The following is a 17,902-nucleotide window of genomic DNA, read 5'->3' on the forward strand; positions in this document are numbered from 1 at the left end:
AGCTCGCTCGTGCTCGCCGCCTTCGCCGCGGCGCCGCATTGATATCGATCTAGATCACCGAGAAGTCGTAGCGAACGCCGGTCAGCCGCTCGCTCAGCTCCCACAGTTTGCGCGCGGTCGAGCGACGGTAGGCAAGCGGATTGCGCAATGTCCGCCGCGGATATCCGGCCAGCTCGAAACCCGGTCCCACATAGGAGTTTCCGCGTATCTCCGGCACCGTGGCGGCATACAACTGCGGCAATGCGCCCATCCGGTCGGACTGGGCCAGCGCGAACAGGATCGCCTGCGGGATCGCCGCCAAGATGGCATTCACACCCTGCTCACCGTTGCGGTCGTAAAGATGGGTCGCCGACACTCCGGGATGCGCGGCCACCGCACGCAATTCGGATCCGGCCACGCGGGCCCGGCGTTCGAGTTCGGCGGTGAACAGCAAATTCGCCAATTTGGACTGACTGTAGGCGGGCCACCGCAGATACATCCGCTGCCAATTCGGATCGAGCCAGTTGATCACGCCGACCCATGCGGCCACCGAAGATACGGTCACCACTCGAGGCTGGTCGGCGCGCAGGAGAGCGGGCAGGACACCGCCGGTGAATGCGAAGTGCCCGAGGTGATTCGTGCCGAATTGGGCATCGAAGCCGTCGGCCGTACGTGAGCGCGGCACCGCCATCACACCCGCATTATTGATCAGCAGATCGATCCGCCCGACGGTGTCGTTGAGCTGCGCGGCCGCCCGTCGGACCGACGCGAGCTCGGCCAGATCCAGCTGCAGCACTTCGGGTTTCGGGCCGGTCGCCACCGCGGTGACCGCATCGAGTGCCGTCGCGGCCTTCTGTGGATTACGGCAGGCCAGCAGCACGTGCGCACCCTTACTCGCCAATGCCTCGGCCGTGCGCAGGCCGAGACCGCTATTGGCGCCGGTGACCACGGCGGCCTTGCCGGACTGGTCCGCGATATCCGCAATGGTCCAGCGGCGCGGCAGAATTGGGGCCGATTTCACAGAGAACTCCTGGTTGATCCAAACCGCTTCGTCGTCGCGCGCGAAGCCGACCGACTCGATACCTTCCGCCTCGAGCTGCGCAGACCTCGAGGATGCCATCGAAGAACCGGCCGAGCATGACCAATTCTGGGAGTTCGGCCGATATGCGGACTTCCTCACGCATCTGCGGGACCAGTGCCGCCCGAAAACATCTGCGTCATCGGCAGATCCGACATCAGTGCCGCATGCGTGTACCCCGCACATCGAGCCACGCCAGTCATTGAGCTCATACCGGTTACCCACAGAGTCCCAGACAGCTAATCACCAGTTTCGGAGTCGCTCGATTGCAGCAAACGTGCATCGTTCGGTTGGCACTGAGTAGCACTGAGCCAGTGCGACCCAGACAGTGAATCCGGGTGGGGTCGAGGAGTGATCAGGCAGTCGCCGCGTGCTCAACATCCTCATGGTCCCCGACATCGAGCAACTCCTCGAACCGGGCGATCACCTTGTCGTGATACAGCCCGAACAGATCCTCGAACAGCGCGAGCTGCGCGTCGGACGGGCCGGATCCGGAATCCCAGACCGCGACCAGTGCACGCCATACCAATACATGCAGATCGGCAGCGCCCGCGAAGAAGGCCTCCACGGCCTCGGGTACCTCGAGCACCATCTCACCGATGGAGTTCATGATCGCGCGCTGCATGCTCAGTCCGAGTGCGGTGAGCAGTCGGCGGACCAGGCCGACCTCGATGGCGAGGATCTGCTGGAAGTCGGGAACCGCCTGTCGGGCAAGCCTTTCCAGTTCATCGATCGCCGCCTTGAGTTCGGCCGGATCGATCTCCTGTTCGCTGCTGGTGTAGGCGAGCAGCGCCTCCATGACGATGCCGCGCTCCACCTCGACGATGTCGTGGAACATCTCGACGGCGACATCCGGCATCGGAACCGAGAACCGGAACAGGTGCCGATACACATCGATGCCGCCCGCCTCACGGACATCGCGGATCGTGAACCCCTTGCCGCGTCGCGCCTCGACGAATCCGTACGATTCCAGCCGACCGAGAGTCAACTGCGCGGTCGCGCGGTTCATATTGAACTCTTCCGCGACCTGACGGACCGACGGCATCAAATCCCCCGGCTGATATTCCCCCGCGGCAACCCGGCGTGCCAGCTCATCGGCAACGTCGGCGACTACCGTTTGGGATCCCATCGAGATGCCACCTTTCGACTCGGTTCCGAATACGTCCCAGACAGTCTATGCCCTGCTGTGCGAGACTGCACCTGTGTAACAGTGGTCAGCGTGCAGTGTGAGGTGAGTCATGACAATTCAGCGTGGCCATGGTCGATCGGCCGAGAGTTCGACCACTGGACGTGCACGCATTTTCGCGATGACGTCGAACGGTAAACCTCCAGTTCGCACGGCGGTTCGCAATGCGAAATTGGCTGCGCTGCCGATCGCGTACGCGGGCCGCCATGCCGCGGGTGTGGGTAAGCGCGCGCTGGGCCGACCGGCCGCCGAGGTCGATCGCGAAATCCAGATGCGCACCGCACAGCATATCTTCGAGGTGCTCGGCGAACTGAAGGGCTGTGTCGCCAAACTCGGTCAGCTGCTTGCCATTTACGAACTCGCACTGCCGCCGGAACTCGCCGAGCCGTACAAAATCGCGTTGACCCGGTTGCAGGATTCCGCGCCGACGATGCTGCCGCATTCGGTGCACGCGGCGATGGCCGCCAGCATGGGGGAGAACTGGCGTTGGTATTTCCGGGAATTCGACGATCGGCGCGCGGCCGCGGCCTCACTCGGCCAGGTGCACCGCGCGGTATGGCGTGACGGTACGCCCGTCGCGGTGAAGATCATGTATCCCGGTGGTAAGCAGGCGGTCGCGAACGATCTGGATCAGCTACGCCGGATATCCATACTGGCAACGGTTTTCCTGCCCGGTGCCGATGTCAAGAGCGTGACCGAGGCGGTCTGTGCCTGCATGCTCGACGAACTCGACTATGCGGCCGAGGCGCAATCTCAACGTGTCTTCGCGGCGGCCTATGCCGACGATCCGGATTTCTATATTCCGCGGGTGATCGAACAGCGCGGCGACGTGCTCGTCACCGAATGGCTGGACGGCATCCCGCTGCCGCGCGTCATCGCGGCCGGTACGCGCGCCGAGCGGGATCGGGTCGGCATGCAGTTGGTTCGGTTCATGGCATCGAGTTGGATCCGCAGTGGTCTGCTCTACGGTGATCCGCATCCGGGCAATTTCCGGGTGCTGCCGGATGGGCGACTCGGCGTCGTCGACTTCGGGGCTTGCACACCCTGGCCGACCGAGGGTTTCGAGGAATTCGCCTTCGACTACTGCGATGCGCTGTTCAACGGCGGGCCCGCCGAATTGGAGGCGGCGGCACGGCGGCACGGCTTCTGCGCACCGGGCCGGGTGCTCGATGCCGAGGATCTGTTCCATGTGGTCGCGCCGTGCGTCGAACCCTTCCGGCACGCGAATTACCGGTTCACCATGCGCTGGTTGCGCAAACAGGTACTGCGGGTGACGAATCCGCGGCTGACGAATGCCCTGCGACAGGGCACCATGCCCGCGCGCTTCACGCCGTTCGCGCGATCGATGCTGACGCTGGTCGGTGCGATCGGTCAGTTGGAGACCGAGGGCCCGTTCCGCGACGAAGTCGGACGCTGGCATCCGACGTTGCACGAGTTGGTGACTCGACCCGAGGAGGGCGCGGTGCCGGTCGATCTCGCGACGGCCCGACGCGAACGGGCCGAAGCGGATGCGCGCCGCATGTCCTTCGGCTGAGCACAACCGCGCTGAGCTGCCCGGACGATGCACGCAATATTCTGTCTCAGACATGAAAACCGCGCAGGCCGGGCCATTCTGGCGTCGAAGAACTTCCAGTCATTCGCGGCCCGCCTGTGCACCACCGCCGATTCCGACTTTTCGGCGATGGGTGGATGCCGACCATCGCGGACCTCGATCGGCTGATCGTCGCCAGACTGAGCGACACGCCCCCGAATTGGTCAGCGCGCCAACCACTCTCGCCAGTGCGGCCAAACTAGCGCGGACAATTCGTCGTATCCGGCCGCGCCGGGATGCGCGCCGTCACCCGCGCGCACCTCACGCATCCAGACCGCGCTGTCACGCAGCGGTTGATGGACGCGCACGTAGGGGACGGTTGCGGCAGCGCAGACCTCGGCGAAATGTTCGTCCAGTGTGGCGGTCCTGGCATTCTGCTCAGCGTCATCGATGGGCGGCGGCGCGACGACCAGGACCGGAAGCTCGGCGGCCTGTGTGAGCAGCTCGGACAGGTTGACCGCCGATTGCTCCGGTGCCACCCGGGGTCGTCCGTCGATCGACGTGGTGTCGTTGACGCCGAACGAGATGACCAGTCGGGCATCGGAGCCGTCGGGAAATCGAGGTGCGCATTCGGATTGCCAGCGGCCGAGGATCTCGGTCGAGGTCTGCATCCGCACACCCAGGTTGTACGTGGTCAGCGGCTGGCCGCTCGCGTAGGTCTGGGCGGCCAGCCGACCGGCCCACCCGAGGCACCGCGGGTCGCCGACACCCCCGACGAAGGAATCACCGATGAAGCACACGCGAAGGTCGTTCCACACCCGGCGATCTTCGCAACTGGTCGCCGCGCACCGGGGCCCGGCTACCGGTGAGGCACGGATTCCGGTGGTGCCCGTTAGGATCGCTGTGGTCATTCGGGAGGGATTGAAGTTGACAGGGGTAGCCGAATCCACAGTGACCGCGGCACCGCCGTGGTTCACGGATTTGTTCGCGCATCGGCGCTGGATTCGCCGGGTCGAGCCGTTTCCGCATATCTATGCCAGGGATGTATTCGTGCCCGAGTTCTATGGGCGGTTGGCCGATGAGTTGGCGCGGGTGCGCCGCGAGCGGCCGGAGGCGTTCGGGGCGGTGGCGTCGGATTACGGTACGGTCGGTGCCTCGCTGGCCGAGCTGCGGGATGGGCCGTTGGCGCTGTTTCTCTCACGGGAATGGCATGACCTGATCGCGCGCGTCATGGGGGTGACTACCACCGGTGATGTCGAAGGAGCGGTGCATCATCATCGGCCGCGGAGTCCGTCGGGGTCACCGCACAATGATCTGAATCCGGCCTGGTTCGAGGGGGCGGCCCCCGGACCGAGCGAGATCAGGACCGTGGATCCGCAGGTGGATCTGAAGACCGGTCCGCCGATCCCGGAGATCTTCGCGCGGGAGACGGTGCGCGCCGTCGCGGTGCTGTTCTATTTCGGAAATCCGGATTGGCGGCCCGGCGATGGCGGCGAGACCGCCCTGTATGCCCATGTCGGCGCGAATCCCGTTCCCGCGCTGCCGGTTCCGCCGCTGGACAACTCGCTGCTGCTGTTCGAGTGCACACCGCGCTCCTGGCATACGTTCCTCGGCAATAACGCCGCCGCGCGCAATAGCGTGGTGATGTGGCTGCACCGGCCGAAGGACGATGTGCTGCGGCGCTGGGGAGGGGACAGCATTGCGCAGTGGTAATGAACGCCGGGTATGTCTGCTGACCGGTGCGGGTGGCGTTCTGGGTGACACCTTCTGCCGCGGTCTGTACACCGACTACGACATTATCGCGGTCTGCCGGAATCGCACTCCGGCGGCACCGTCACAGCTCGAATGGTTCGTCGATCCCTTCGAGCCGGAAATGCCGGTGCCGGAGAATGATTCGCGGATCTTCGTGATCAAGGCCGAGCTGGCCGAAGCGGGGGAAGTCGAGCGCGTCGTCGATATCGCACTCGCCCGCTTCGGGCATATCGACCTGCTGGTCAACAATGCAGCGCACAGCCGATTCCAGCCACGCGGCATCGTCGACGGCGACGCCGCACTCGACGAATTCGAACCGCATTTCGCGGTCAATGTCGGTGTGCCGCTGCGTTTGTCGGTGCGTTTGGCGCAGCGGAGCTGGATACACGCCGGAGACGAGAACCGGGCCCGCAATCGCAATATCGTGAATGTCTCCAGCATTGCGGGTTCGCGGGTGTACGCCGGCGGGCAGGCCCTCTACGCCTCGTCCAAGGCGGCGCTCAACCACCTGACCCGGCATATCGCGGCCGAATTCGAGGAGTTCGGGGTGCGGGCGAATGCCATCGCGCCCAATGATTTTCCCGCGACGGTATCGACCGAACAGGTGGTGCGCGCCATTGTCGAACTCGATCGAGGCGAGATGAGCGGCGAAGTATTCACCGTCGGTGTGGCGGCCGAGGGTGGGCGTCACGCGGTCGGTGCGGACGCCCATTGACCTATGCCATTCCGGTGATCTCCTCGGACATCGTCCAAAGCCGTTGCGCGAGTTCCGCATCCACGGCCTGCCTGTTCCTCGGCTGCTCCTCCTCGAGCCGGTGGAAGTACTTGCCGTTGATCTCCTCCGACGTAGTCGCCAAGTGCACCAGCGGATCCGCGCCCTTATCCGCCCGGATGAAGAAGGGCCGTGATAGTGGTGAGCGGATGAACGCGCCGAGCCCGAGCGGGGCATTGTCGTAAACGTGGGTGGCGACCGCGCCCGGATGGAATGCGGCGGTGACCAGCCCGGTGCCCTCGGTGCGGCGGGCCAACTCCCTGGTGAAGATGATGTTGGCGAGCTTGGAGGTGCCGTAGACGCCGAGCTGACTGAACGAGCCGGTCGATGCGTTGACGGTGTCGAGGTCCAACTTCGCCATCCGGTAGGTCATGCTCGCGGTATTGACGACCCTGGCCTGCGACTGCACCAGCCGATCCAGCAGCAGGGCGGTCAGCAGGAACGGCGAGAGGTGATTGACCTGGAAGGTCAGCTCATTGCCGTCATCGGTGACAGTACGTTCGGCCCACGCGCCGCCGGCGTTATTGGCGAGCACATCGATGCGCGGATAGCGATCGAGCAGCTGATCGGCGAGTTTGCGCACCTCGTCGAAGCGGGCGAAATCGGCGATGAAGGACTCGGCGCCGATCCGCGCCGCCACCTCGGCGGTACGCTCCGGCGAGCGCCCGACCACCGCGACGGTCGCGCCGCATGCGACCAGCTTTGCCGCCGCCTCTGCGCCGATGCCGGAGCTGGCGCCGGTAACCACCACCGTCTTCCCGGATAGATCCTGTGCTGCCATGTCCTGCCTTCCTTCGGCTGATCAGTCCTGATCCTCATCGCCTCAGAGGGATTCGGCAAGACCGTCTACTGACCGGCCGGTCGGCTGCTGTGTATCGTGCGAACGCGACAGTTGATCTAGTACGAACATGGGTAACTCGCCGAACCCAGCCCAGAACTCAGCCATCTCCGGAACCGCCTGCCCACAACGGTAGGTTAGGGCCCACCCACGATCGGCAAAAGGCCCGGAGAGGCGGAGGAGGGCCACAAGATGCGAGTTGACGGGCGGGATATCCCGGTCACGGGGAGCCTGCTGCAACCGCTGATCCGGCGCACCAGTGACATCATCCGTGTCGTACTCGCGGCACTGTGGGTCGGTGTGATCGTCGCCGCCTCACTGATCACCCGACCGGAGTGGCTGGCGCTGGAGCGTTCGGTGTCGAATATCGTCGGATTCCTCAATCCGGACCAGTCCAATCTGGTGTACCTGGTCTACGGCATGGCGATTATCGCGCTGCCGTTCGCGATCCTCATCGAATTGATCATCGGCAGGCAGTGGAAACTGCTCGCGGGCTACGCGGCCGCGGGATTGGTCGCTGGCCTGCTGCTCTCGATCACCGGAACGGGCTTGTCCGCGCCGCAATGGCATCTGCAGGTGCCCGATCGGCTCGACACCTTCCTATCGCAGTTCCTCGACGATCCGCGCTGGATCGCCATGCTCGCCGCGGTGCTGACCGTATCCAGTCCATGGCTGCCGACCCGACCGCGGCGCTGGTTGTGGATCCTGCTGCTGGCATTCGCACCGATCCACCTGGTGGTCAGCACGGTGGTACCCGCGCGGGCCATGTTCGGACTCGCGGTCGGCTGGTTGGTCGGCGCGGTGATCGTGCTGGTGGTCGGCACACCGGCGCTGGAGGTGCCGCTGGATGCGGCGGTGCGGGTGCTGGCCAGGCGCGGACATACCGTCACCGCATTCACCGTGCTGCATCCCGCCGGGCGTGGTCCGCTGGTGCTCGCCGCGGCCATCGATGGTCCCGAGCGCGAGTTGACCGTCGAGCTGTTCGGTAAGAATCAGCGCAGCTTCGGTGCGCTGCGCCAATTGTGGCGCTGGCTCACCTTCCGCAGCAGCGAAACCGCCGCGCTGCACGGCTCGATGCACCGCGCTGTCGAGCACCGTGCGCTGCTGGCCATCGCCGCCGGTGAAATGGGTCTGGCCGCCGTGCAGCAGGTTGCCGTCGCGGCACTCGAGCGCGGCTGGATGCTGTACGCGCACACCATGCCGCGAGGTAAGCCGCTCGACGAAACCTCCGATGACGAACTCGCTGGGGTATGGCGATCGCTCGATGCACTGCACTGCGGCCAGATTTCGCACGGCGACCTGCGGCCCGCCGAGATCCGAATCGATAACGGCGCCACGCTGTTCAGCGGATTCATCAACGCGGAGTTCGGCGCGTCCGATAAGCAGCGGCAGTCCGATGTCGCGCAGTTGCTGGTCTCGACCACGGCGGTCTTCGGCAAGGAAGCCGCGGTGCGTACCGCCATCGAAACGCTCGGCGAGCAGACGGTGCTGACCGCGGCGAGCCGACTCACCAAGTCCGCCATGCCCGCCGGTATCAAGAAGTCGATTCCAAACTGGGGCGAGGTGGTCTCCTCGGCCCGCGACGAGGTGCGCAAGCAGACCGGCCAGGACAAAATCGAGGCCGAGCAGATCACCCGGTTCAGCCGCAATCAGATCATCCAGTTGGTATTGCTGATCGGATTGGTCTATGTCGCGTATCCGTTCATCAGTGCGGTGCCGACCTTCTTCTCGCAGTTGTGGACCGCCAACTGGTGGTGGGCGCTGCTCGGGCTGGCGGTCTCGGGGCTGACGTATATCGGTGCGGCGGCGGCATTGTGGGCCTGCGCAACGCGCCTGGTCAGCTTTCGCAATCTGGTGATCATGCAGGTCGCAAATACCTTTGCCGCTACGACAACCCCGGCGGGTGTCGGTGGACTGGCCTTGAGCGTGCGCTTCCTGCAGCATGCCGGACTCGGTGCGGTGCGGGCTACCGCCGCCGTCGCATTGCAGCAGGCCGTCCAGGTGATCACCCACATCGGTCTGTTGATCCTGTTCAGCGTGGCGGCGGGCACCTCGGCGAATCTGTCGCATTTCGTGCCCGACGCGACTGTGCTCTATCTGGCGGCCGGTGTGGGCGTCGGCATTATCGGCGCCTTCATGTTCGTGCCGAAACTGCGGCGCTGGCTGAGCAATTCGGTGCGCCCGCAGTTGCAGGAGGTGCTCGGCGAACTCGGTGATCTGGCCCGGGATCCGAAGCGGTTCTCGGTGATCGTGCTCGGCTGTGGCGCGATCACACTCGGCCTTGCGCTCGCGCTGTGGGCCAGCGTCGAGGCGTTCGGTGGCGGCGCGTCGTTCATCACTCTCACCATCGTCACCATGGTCGGCGGCACCCTGGCCGCGGCCGCGCCGACACCCGGTGGCGTCGGCGCGGTCGAGGCCGCACTGATCGGTGGTCTGGCCGCCTTCGGCCTGCCCGCGACCATCGCCGTGCCGTCGGTGCTGCTCTACCGCGTGCTCACGTGCTGGCTGCCAGTGTTCTGCGGCTGGTTCTGCATGCGCTGGATGACATCGAAGGACCTGATCTGATCAGGCGTCCTTGGTTGCCACCAGTACGCCGGTCGTCGGTGGGATCGCGGTGAAGTCCACGGTCCCGAATCCGACTTCCCGCAACGCTTCTCGGTAGCGGCGAATATCGATGGCCGCCAGCGGGTCCGGCTGGTGTCCTGGCGCGTGCGGATCGTCGGTGCGGCTCGCGGCGAAACGCGACATGATGCGAACCGCCGCGGGCAGGACTTTCCCGGTCGGGTGGGTATCGGCGAGCAGCAATCGGCCGCCGGGGCGCAGCACGCGGAACATCTGTCCCAGCGCCGCTGTGCGCTGTGCCTGCGGAATGTGATGCATGACAAAGGTCGAGGTGACCACATCGACCGACGCATCGGGCAGGGTCAGCGACTGGGCGGCGCCCACTTCGAAACGACAGTTGGGGGCGGCGCGGCCGCTCGCGTAGTCGATCATCTCCTGGGACGGGTCGATACCGATCACTCGACCGGCGGATCCGACTCGATCGGCCATGGCTCGAACGAGTTGGCCTGGACCGCAACCGATATCGACAACGTGATCGCCCGCGGCCGCACCGGTCAGCTCGACGAGTCGAGCGTTCAAGCTGCCGACTCGGCCGAGCAAGAAGGCCGATTTCATGGCCAGGTAGCCGCGCGGTTTGGTGATGAGAATGCCGATCTCGGAGTTCCGGTCAGTATGTGTGTTAGTGGACTGTTGTGTGTTTCCGGTCATGAGTTCATAATCGGACCGAGTGACCGGATCGACCAGAAGCAAAAGTGCGGATATCGTGCCGTTGCGAACGGATTCGCACTATTTGTACGGAAACGCCGTATTCGCGTTCGGAGGATGCCGATGACCAGGACCGATCGCCGGGTGCGGCGCACCAAAAGCCTGCTGCATCGGGCGCTGATCGAGCTGATGATCGAATGCGGCTATGACCGGATCACATTGCAGGACATCCTGAATCGCGCCGACGTCGGACGCTCCACCTTCTATGCGCACTTCCGGGACAAGGACGACCTGCTGCTGGTCAGCAGCACCGAGTACCTGCGCGCGGCGGTGGCCGATGTCGAATCGGCCGTGAATGACCCTGATGCACCGCAACATTCGGAACCACTCGCACCGCTGTACACGCTGTTCCGGCTGGCGTCGGCGAATCCCGAGGTCTATCGAGCGCTACTGGGTCGCAGGGCGACCGGAGTGCTGTTGCGCTCTACGCGGCGCATGGTGGAAGAGATTCTCACCGAACAACTCTCGGGCCGACTCGACATGGACGACGACGAATTCGCGGTGACGATGACATTCCTGTCCTGGGGTGTGGTCGGCCTACTCGGCTCGATCGCGGACGCGGAGCCGCCGCTGCCCGCAGCCGAAACCTACCGTCGCCTCGAAGTTCTGGTAGGCCCCGGCCTGACGAGCCGGGTATCGCACACCAGGCAGGTCAGCCGCGCAGGCCACTGATCGGGTACCTCTCGAGACAGGTCCCTGTCACACCGATCAGCTCGAGCGCCCGCCCTGCGGTGGTCAATTCGAGATTCGCCAGCGATGTGGCGCGCTTGCGGGTCGACGTTGGTGACGCGATCCGCGATCGAATGCTCAGAGCGAATAGTCCTTGCGCAGTTGCACTTTCACCACTTTGCCGCTGGCATTGCGCGGCAGTTCGGCCACGAGCACCAGATCCTTGGGATGCTTGTAGCGGGCCAGATTCTCGCTGAGGAACGGTGCCAGTTCTTCGAGGGTGAGTTCGGCATCCGGATCTACCAGGGCGACAACGGCAACCGGCACCTCACCCCATTTCTCGTGCGCCCGTCCGATCACCGCGGCCTCGCGGATCTTCGGATGCGCGAAGAGCACATTCTCCACCTCGGCGCAGTAAATGTTCTCGCCGCCGGAGATGATCATGTCCTTTTTGCGGTCGACCACCCAGAGGAAGCCCTCCTCGTCCGCGCGGACCAGATCACCGGAGTGGAACCAGCCACCGGCGAAGGCGTCCGCGGTCGCCTCCGGCTTATTCCAGTAGCCCTGCATGAGAGTCGGTCCGCGATAGACGATTTCGCCGATCTCACCGGGCGCGACATCGTTCATCTCGTCGTCGACGACGCGGGCCTGGATGGTCGGAATGGGCTTGCCGACCGAACCGAGCTTGCGGATCGCGTCCTTACCCTCGAGCACGCAGGTGATCGGCGACATCTCGGTCTGACCGAAGACCGCGACATTGACCGCGTCCGGGAAGCAGTCGGCCATGGCCCGCAGCACGGTATCGGAGGCCGGAGCCGCACCCCAGCTGAGCACCTTCAGTGCGAGCTTGCGTTGTTTGACAGTCGGCTCCTCGCAGATCATCTGCCACTGCGCGGGCACGCAGAATGCGGTGGTGGCCTGCTCGCGCTCGACGGCGTCGAGGAATTCGGTGGGATCGAAGGCACCGAGCGGGTGCAGCACGACTTTGGCGCCGAGCAGGAAATACGGTGCGAGACTGCCGAGTCCGGCGATATGGAACAGCGGTGAGGTGCAGAAGCCGATCGAGTCGGGTCCGATATCCGTGGCCCGAATGCTGGTCAGCGCTTGGCCATTCATATTCGCGTGCGAGAGCACCGCGCCCTTCGGGCTGCCGGTGGTACCCGAGGTGTACATGATCAGCGAGGGGGTGTCCTCGGGAATGTCGAGGGGCGTATGGGCTCGGCCGCCCTCGGCCAGCACATCGTCGTAGCCGAGCACCCCGTCGGCGCTCTGGCCGCCGATCACGATGCAGGTCGCGAGCTCGGGCGCCTGGCCCTGCACCGCGGTGGCCAACGGCTGCAGCATGGTGTCGGTGACAATTGCCTTCGCGCCGGAATCGCTGACGATATAGGCGACCTCGGGCGGGGTGAGCCGGAAGTTCACCGGGACCGCGATGGCGCCCAGCGCGTTGATGCCGAAGACGGCCTCGAGGTATTCGGGATAGTTCAGCGCCAAAATCAGCACCCGGTCACCGAAGCCGATGCCGCGACGGGCGAGCGCATCGGCGAACTTCAGCGAACGCTCGTGCAACTGCCGCCAGGTGGTGTCCACACCACGGAACCGCACGGCGACCGCGTCCGGGCGCATCTGCGCATGCGATGCGATCTGGTTGTTCCAGTGGTTGCGCCGCGACCTGATCGGCTCGTCGAGCGCCTGTGCACCGGTGGTCATGCCACTCCTCTCGGACCGCCGAACGGGCGTCGGTGTGTCCGATGGCGTCGACGGGCTGAACTGGGAGCAGAATAGCAACTAACTTATTCGAGCGGCAAGGCGCTTGGTTACGAACCGCTGTTAATCGTCTCGAGCAGCGGCTTGGGTCGCAAATATCGCTCCTAGCTGCATATTCACCGACTATCTCGCTAGACACTGCCCACCTCCACGCGCGTTCAGAGGGTAAAACAATGCGAATCCTGGCTCACTTATGAGTTGTACACCGGACGATTGCCGTGTCACCATCACTGCGTAAGGGCGCCACTGGCACGCCCCGCAACGCAGAGGAGAAGCGCAATGCTGCGTACCAGGTTCACCGAGACATTCGGCGTCGAACACCCGATCGTGCAGGGCGGCATGATGCATGTCGGCCGCGCGGGCCTCGTCGCGGCCGTCGCCAACGCGGGCGGGCTCGGGTTCATCACCGCCCTGACCCAGCCCACCCCCGACGACTTGCGCAAGGAGATCGCACGGACCAGGGAGTTGACCGATAAGCCGTTCGGTGTGAACGTCACGATCCTGCCGTCGATCAACCCGCCGCCGTACCCCGAATACGTGCAGGCGATCATCGAAAGCGGGATCAAGATCGTCGAGACCGCGGGCAGCAACCCGGAACCCTTCCTGCCGTACTACCGCGAGGCCGGTATCAAGGTGCTGCACAAGTGCACCAGCGTGCGGCATGCGTTGAAGGCACAGAAGATCGGCGTCGACGGCGTCAGCATCGATGGTTTCGAATGTGCCGGACATCCGGGCGAGGACGATATTCCCGGGCTGATTTTGATCCCGGCCGCCGCACGGGTGCTCGATATTCCGATGATCGCCTCCGGCGGTATCGCCGATGCCCGCGGTCTGGTTGCCGCACTCGCGCTCGGTGCCGACGGCGTCAACATGGGCACGCGCTTCCTGTGCACCCAGGAGTCGGCGATCGACCAGAAGGTCAAGGAACAGATCGTCGCCAACTCCGAACTCGACACCCAGCTGATCTTCCGCACCATGCGCAATACCGCGCGCGTCGCGGATAACGAAATCAGCCGCAAGGTCGTCGAAATCGAGAAGGCCGGTGGCACTTTCGACGATGTCCGCGATCTGGTCGCGGGTGCACGCGGACGCCGCGTCTTCGACGAGGGCGATCTCGATGCGGGCATCTGGTCGGCAGGCCTGGCCCAGGGCCTGATCCACGACATCCCGTCCTGCGCGGAACTGATCAGCCGGATGGTCGCCGAAGCGGAGGAACTGATCACCGCGCGACTCGCGGAAAAGGTCGTCGCCTAAGGACTCGTTGCGCGCCCTGGGCCGAGCGCCCAGGGCGCAGTCGAGCCAGGTCGGTCGCAGTCCATCGAGGGGTGACCGCGGCCCGGTCAGTCGAGACGCTGACCTACGATGACGTCGACTACCAATCAAAGGACGGTCATCCGTGTCGGAAGCGTTCGACTGGTCTCTGCCGAAGACCTACATCCTGCCGGTGGACATAGACGGTTACCTGTCCATGCCCGAGGACATGGCGCGCAATGTCGAGATCAGAGACGGGATGATCATCCACTGCGAATCCGCCTCGCCGAATCACAATGCGATAGCGCGAAATATCGAACGGGCACTGCTGGACGGCCACGCCAAACGCGGTTCGGCCGAAACGTGCTTGCGAGTCAACCGGGATGTGGACATGTTGGTCTCGGAAGTCCCATTCCACTACAAGCGGCCGGATGTCATCGTCTACCGGTGCATCGATGAGCCTCGGCCGAAGTGGCGAATGAAGCCGACAGCCGCGGACGCCGTGCTGGTGGTCGAGGTTGTCTCGCCGACCACGATCACCGCTGACCTGGTCGACAAGCGAGCCGAGTATGCCCGGTTCGGGATCCAGCACTACTGGATCGTCCGGATGGCCAATGAGGACGGCCCCGCTGTTTCGATCGAGATGCTGACGCTCAACTCCGCCGGGGAGTACGTCTCGGCAGGGCATCACACCCGATCGGACCGCTCTGCGAGTGCGATCGATTCGCTGGTGCCGTTCGAGGTGCACGCCACTTGGCAGCAGCTCGACGAGGGCATCGACTGAATCCCGATAAGGCGGTTACCTCTTGCGTGCTGCCAGCGCCTCGACCGCGGCGTAGTCATGAGCGGCGATGACTTCGATGCCGTCGGGTAGGGCGTGTAGGCGGTGGATGGTGGCGAAGGTGGCCTCGCGATCGGCATCGAAGAGTTGGCCGGGCATCGGCGCCTTTTCGCGGATCAGCTCGACCTGGAGTTTGTTCCACACCGCGTCGCCCGCAAGCAGTACCCGGGTGCCGTCGTCGACCGCCAGCAGGACGCCGATACTGCCTGGGGTGTGTCCGGCAAGGTCGACGAGCAGCACCGAGCCGTCGCCGAATAGGTCCAGACTGCGCGAGAAGGTGAGCACCGGCGGGCCGTCGAGTTCGAAGGTGTCGAAGGTGCGCCCACGCAGGGGACCTCGAGCAACGCCGATGGGGGCATGCGGGCCGTCGAGTGCCCAGGCGCGTTCGACGGCGGGTAGTCGCAGGGTCACGGAATCGGGTAGTTCCAGCAGGCCGGAGATGTGATCCCAGTGCAGGTGGGTCGGCAGGACGAAATCGATCGCATCGGCGGCGATATCGCGGGCGGCCAGTGCGTCCGCGAGGCCGAGCACCGGTTTATCGGGTGCGACCAGCAGTGGAATCGGGAATGGCAGCTCGGGCAGCACCCGATCGTGCACCCCTGCGCATAGGGCCGGATCGACCAGGAATCGCGCCTTCGGATGTTCGATCAGATAGGCCGACATGGTCATCGGCAGTTCGCGCAGGCTGCGCACGCCCTCCGCGACAATCATGGTGGGGGCGGCCATACGGGCCTGCATCAGGACGGTGAGCCCGACGCTCGCCTTGGTCTGCGGCAGCGGGACCGGCTCCAGACCGGCCAGCAGTGCGGTGTCGGGGCGACGCGGGCGCAGCAGTCGACCAGGTGTGGCCGCCAATGCGGTGCAACAGCGCAGCACGGTCGGCAGGGTGGGCGTCCGCTCGGTTCCGGATTCGGGCACGGTGCCACCGTATGCGATCACAGTAGACGGCGAAAGAGCTGGGTAGACAGGACAATTCCGGACAATCGACCCGCCTGAAGGACGCCTTGATCGCGCCGATATCTGCGGCATAATCGCAGGGGTACCGGCGTGGGGGCAGGGGCCCTCCGGCGACGGGAGGAGGACGGATGGGGCCTGATCTTCCGGACGGGCAGGGTTTCGTCTCGAGCGACCTGCGAACAGTCGCCGACGGTGTTTCGTACAGGTTCGGTTCACGACGTGCCGCGCTACTGAGCGCTGCCACCGCCGCCATAGCCGACCTGCTGAATGTCGATGCCGCGACGGTCTCGACCGATGCGCCGTTCAGCGACCTCGGCCTCAGCTCGCTGCAATTGGCGCGGCTGACGGCGCATCTGGAAGATGCCACGGGAGTCGAGGTTTCGCTCACCGCGCTATATGACAATCCGGACATCGAGCAGCTTGTCGAGTATCTCGCGATGCGATGAGCACCTCGCCCACAAATCGGAAAGGCCAGCCTGCCTCCGTCCGGCCGTATCCGCCGGTATCCATCGTGGGCATCGGCTGCCGGGTACCGGGCGCGTCGAGCGTGCCCGAGTTCTGGCGGATGCTGTGCGATGGCCGCGATGCCACCGGAGCACCGCCGCCCGGTCGACCCGGCACACGGCACGCCGGATATCTCGCCGATGCCGACGCATTCGACAACGACTGGTTCGCCATCTCCGCTCGCGAGGCCGCGCTGATGGATCCGCAGCAGCGGCTGGCACTCGAGGTCGCGATCGAGGCGCTCGACGATGCCGGAATCGGCTATCGCACCAGAGGTTGCGGGGCCGCGGTGGTATTCGGCGCATGCGCCTACGATCACGGCATCGCGGTGCTCGGCCGCGCGGGACACGATGCGCCGTACGCGGTCACCGGATCGGCGCTCAGCATCATCGCCAACCGGCTGTCCTATGTCCTCGACCTGCACGGACCGAGTCTGGTGGTGGACAGCGCGTGCTCGTCCTCGCTGGCTGCCGTGGATTTCGCCGTGCGCCTGCTGGCCGATGACGCCGTGCCGTTCGCAATCGTCGGCGGGGTGAATCTGACAGTGCTGCCGCATACTTCGGAGTACCTGGCCGAGGCCGGGTTTCTCGCGCCCGATGGACAGTGCAAACCGTTCGATGCCGCGGCCGACGGATATACCCGCAGTGATGGGTGCGCGGTGGTGGTACTGCGGCGCACCGACGATGCGCTGCGAGACGGACACCGGGTGTATGCCGAAATCCTCGGCACCGCAGTCGGTTCGGACGGGCGGTCCAATGGGCTGTACGCGCCGAACGGTCGAGCCCAGCAGGAGGTCATTCGTACCGCCTGGGCAGGTCTCGATCCACGTGCGGTGGGGTACGTCGAATGTCACGGCACTGGAACACCATTGGGTGACGCGGTCGAGGTGGGCGCGCTCGCCGCGGTGCTCGGCAGCGAGACCGAACCGACCTGGATCGGCTCGGTCAAATCCAATATCGGACATCTGGAGGCGGCCGCCGGAATCACCGGAATGGTCAAGGCCGCGCTGTCCATCAGGCACGGCGTAATCCCGCCGACCATCAATTTCCACACCGAGAACCCGCTGCTGAAGCTCGCCGAACATGGACTGCGCGTGCCGACCGAATCTGTCGACTGGACCGACACATCGGTGGATGCGCGGTTTGCCGGAGTCAGCTCATTCGGATTCGGCGGGACGAATGCGCACGTGGTGCTGCGCGGTCTGGAAGCTGCACGTCACCGGAGTTATGAACCGCCCGTCCTGCTTCCGGTCACCGGTCGCAACATCGCGGAGTTGCGTTCGCACGCGTTGCGGTGGGCCGAGCTGCTCGAGAACGTCGGCACGTCGTCGAGCGGCGATTCGCGAAACAGCATGAGCACCGTCCCGAGCAACAGGCCCAGCAGCGCCGCACGCGGAGACATGAGCACCGCGTCGCACACCAAGCTCAACAGCGCCGGACACCAAGGCATA

16 protein-coding genes are annotated in these 17,902 nt (G+C 65.0%); 9 read left to right on the forward strand and 7 right to left on the reverse strand.

Annotation, left to right across the window (positions count from 1 at the left end; translation table 11 throughout):
* Positions 1 to 49 precede the first annotated feature (49 nt).
* Together ACIBG0_RS09725 and ACIBG0_RS09730 are read right to left on the reverse strand one after the other, a co-directional pair.
* Positions 50 to 1,000, reverse strand: coding sequence for an oxidoreductase (locus ACIBG0_RS09725; RefSeq protein ID WP_397030958.1), 951 nt, complete (start codon positions 998 to 1,000; stop codon positions 50 to 52).
* A gap of 412 nt (positions 1,001 to 1,412) precedes the next feature.
* A complete protein-coding gene (locus ACIBG0_RS09730) occupies positions 1,413 to 2,186 on the reverse strand; it encodes a GntR family transcriptional regulator (protein WP_397030961.1) in 774 nt (257 codons plus the stop codon).
* 109 nt (positions 2,187 to 2,295) lie between these two features.
* On the opposite strand from ACIBG0_RS09730, the gene ACIBG0_RS09735 reads away from it, so the two are divergent.
* A complete protein-coding gene (locus tag ACIBG0_RS09735; protein WP_397030963.1) occupies positions 2,296 to 3,777 on the forward strand; it encodes an ABC1 kinase family protein in 1,482 nt (493 codons plus the stop codon).
* Positions 3,778 to 3,998: 221 nt separating this feature from the next.
* Here ACIBG0_RS09735 and ACIBG0_RS09740 read toward each other — a convergent pair whose 3' ends face one another.
* Positions 3,999 to 4,592, reverse strand: a complete 594-nt coding sequence (locus tag ACIBG0_RS09740; protein ID WP_397030965.1) for a GDSL-type esterase/lipase family protein — start codon at positions 4,590 to 4,592, stop codon at positions 3,999 to 4,001.
* Positions 4,593 to 4,701: 109 nt separating this feature from the next.
* Between ACIBG0_RS09740 and ACIBG0_RS09745 the strand changes: the two genes are divergently transcribed.
* Together ACIBG0_RS09745 and ACIBG0_RS09750 are read left to right on the forward strand one after the other, a co-directional pair.
* Complete coding sequence (locus ACIBG0_RS09745; RefSeq protein ID WP_397030967.1) at positions 4,702 to 5,487, forward strand: 2OG-Fe(II) oxygenase; 786 nt, start codon at positions 4,702 to 4,704, stop codon at positions 5,485 to 5,487.
* A complete protein-coding gene (locus tag ACIBG0_RS09750) occupies positions 5,474 to 6,241 on the forward strand; it encodes an SDR family oxidoreductase (protein WP_397030969.1) in 768 nt (255 codons plus the stop codon). The genes ACIBG0_RS09745 and ACIBG0_RS09750 overlap by 14 nt, the downstream gene beginning before the upstream one ends.
* A 1-nt stretch (position 6,242) precedes the next feature.
* Here ACIBG0_RS09750 and ACIBG0_RS09755 read toward each other — a convergent pair whose 3' ends face one another.
* On the reverse strand, positions 6,243 to 7,079 hold the full coding sequence (locus ACIBG0_RS09755) for an SDR family NAD(P)-dependent oxidoreductase (protein ID WP_397030970.1): 837 nt from the start codon (positions 7,077 to 7,079) through the stop codon (positions 6,243 to 6,245).
* A gap of 249 nt (positions 7,080 to 7,328) precedes the next feature.
* On the opposite strand from ACIBG0_RS09755, the gene ACIBG0_RS09760 reads away from it, so the two are divergent.
* Positions 7,329 to 9,701: a YbhN family protein gene (locus ACIBG0_RS09760; RefSeq protein ID WP_397030972.1), complete on the forward strand. Its 2,373-nt coding sequence runs from the start codon at positions 7,329 to 7,331 to the stop codon at positions 9,699 to 9,701.
* Here ACIBG0_RS09760 and ACIBG0_RS09765 read toward each other — a convergent pair whose 3' ends face one another.
* A complete protein-coding gene (locus ACIBG0_RS09765; RefSeq protein ID WP_397030974.1) occupies positions 9,702 to 10,406 on the reverse strand; it encodes a methyltransferase domain-containing protein in 705 nt (234 codons plus the stop codon).
* Between the two features lie 120 nt (positions 10,407 to 10,526).
* Between ACIBG0_RS09765 and ACIBG0_RS09770 the strand changes: the two genes are divergently transcribed.
* Positions 10,527 to 11,135 (forward strand): TetR/AcrR family transcriptional regulator, encoded by a 609-nt coding sequence (locus ACIBG0_RS09770; RefSeq protein WP_397030975.1) that lies wholly within the window; start codon positions 10,527 to 10,529, stop codon positions 11,133 to 11,135.
* A 135-nt stretch (positions 11,136 to 11,270) separates the two neighbouring features.
* On the opposite strand, the gene fadD5 is transcribed toward ACIBG0_RS09770, so the two are convergent.
* On the reverse strand, positions 11,271 to 12,842 hold the full coding sequence (gene fadD5, locus ACIBG0_RS09775) for a fatty-acid--CoA ligase FadD5 (protein ID WP_397030977.1): 1,572 nt from the start codon (positions 12,840 to 12,842) through the stop codon (positions 11,271 to 11,273).
* A 336-nt stretch (positions 12,843 to 13,178) separates the two neighbouring features.
* Between fadD5 and ACIBG0_RS09780 the strand changes: the two genes are divergently transcribed.
* Both ACIBG0_RS09780 and ACIBG0_RS09785 read left to right on the forward strand, forming a co-directional pair.
* The gene (locus ACIBG0_RS09780) at positions 13,179 to 14,153 is read left to right on the forward strand and encodes an NAD(P)H-dependent flavin oxidoreductase (protein WP_397030978.1); all 975 of its coding nucleotides are present in this window, start codon (positions 13,179 to 13,181) and stop codon (positions 14,151 to 14,153) included.
* A gap of 142 nt (positions 14,154 to 14,295) precedes the next feature.
* Positions 14,296 to 14,934, forward strand: coding sequence for a Uma2 family endonuclease (locus ACIBG0_RS09785; protein ID WP_397030980.1), 639 nt, complete (start codon positions 14,296 to 14,298; stop codon positions 14,932 to 14,934).
* A gap of 15 nt (positions 14,935 to 14,949) precedes the next feature.
* On the opposite strand, the gene ACIBG0_RS09790 is transcribed toward ACIBG0_RS09785, so the two are convergent.
* Positions 14,950 to 15,909 (reverse strand): MBL fold metallo-hydrolase, encoded by a 960-nt coding sequence (locus ACIBG0_RS09790; RefSeq protein ID WP_397030982.1) that lies wholly within the window; start codon positions 15,907 to 15,909, stop codon positions 14,950 to 14,952.
* A 167-nt stretch (positions 15,910 to 16,076) separates the two neighbouring features.
* Between ACIBG0_RS09790 and ACIBG0_RS09795 the strand changes: the two genes are divergently transcribed.
* Positions 16,077 to 16,394, forward strand: a complete 318-nt coding sequence (locus ACIBG0_RS09795; RefSeq protein WP_397030983.1) for an acyl carrier protein — start codon at positions 16,077 to 16,079, stop codon at positions 16,392 to 16,394.
* On the forward strand, positions 16,391 to 17,902 hold a 1,512-nt coding region (locus ACIBG0_RS09800; protein WP_397030984.1), incomplete at its 3' end, for a beta-ketoacyl synthase N-terminal-like domain-containing protein. The genes ACIBG0_RS09795 and ACIBG0_RS09800, both read left to right, overlap by 4 nt.

The organism is Nocardia sp. NPDC050630 (genome assembly GCF_044457245.1).
Taxonomy (GTDB): Bacteria; Actinomycetota; Actinomycetes; order Mycobacteriales; family Mycobacteriaceae; genus Nocardia.

What these genes read in the sequence shown, in the direction of transcription:
- fadD5 (WP_397030977.1), bottom strand. Translation starts at nt 12,842, where the DNA reads ATGACCACCGGTGCACAGGCGCTCGACGAGCCGATCAGGTCGCGGCGC.
- ACIBG0_RS09755 (WP_397030970.1), bottom strand. Translation starts at nt 7,079, where the DNA reads ATGGCAGCACAGGATCTATCCGGGAAGACGGTGGTGGTTACCGGCGCC.
- ACIBG0_RS09735 (WP_397030963.1), top strand. Translation starts at nt 2,296, where the DNA reads ATGACAATTCAGCGTGGCCATGGTCGATCGGCCGAGAGTTCGACCACT.
- ACIBG0_RS09730 (WP_397030961.1), bottom strand. Translation starts at nt 2,186, where the DNA reads ATGGGATCCCAAACGGTAGTCGCCGACGTTGCCGATGAGCTGGCACGC.
- ACIBG0_RS09780 (WP_397030978.1), top strand. Translation starts at nt 13,179, where the DNA reads ATGCTGCGTACCAGGTTCACCGAGACATTCGGCGTCGAACACCCGATC.
- ACIBG0_RS09765 (WP_397030974.1), bottom strand. Translation starts at nt 10,406, where the DNA reads ATGACCGGAAACACACAACAGTCCACTAACACACATACTGACCGGAAC.
- ACIBG0_RS09795 (WP_397030983.1), top strand. Translation starts at nt 16,077, where the DNA reads ATGGGGCCTGATCTTCCGGACGGGCAGGGTTTCGTCTCGAGCGACCTG.
- ACIBG0_RS09770 (WP_397030975.1), top strand. Translation starts at nt 10,527, where the DNA reads ATGACCAGGACCGATCGCCGGGTGCGGCGCACCAAAAGCCTGCTGCAT.
- ACIBG0_RS09760 (WP_397030972.1), top strand. Translation starts at nt 7,329, where the DNA reads ATGCGAGTTGACGGGCGGGATATCCCGGTCACGGGGAGCCTGCTGCAA.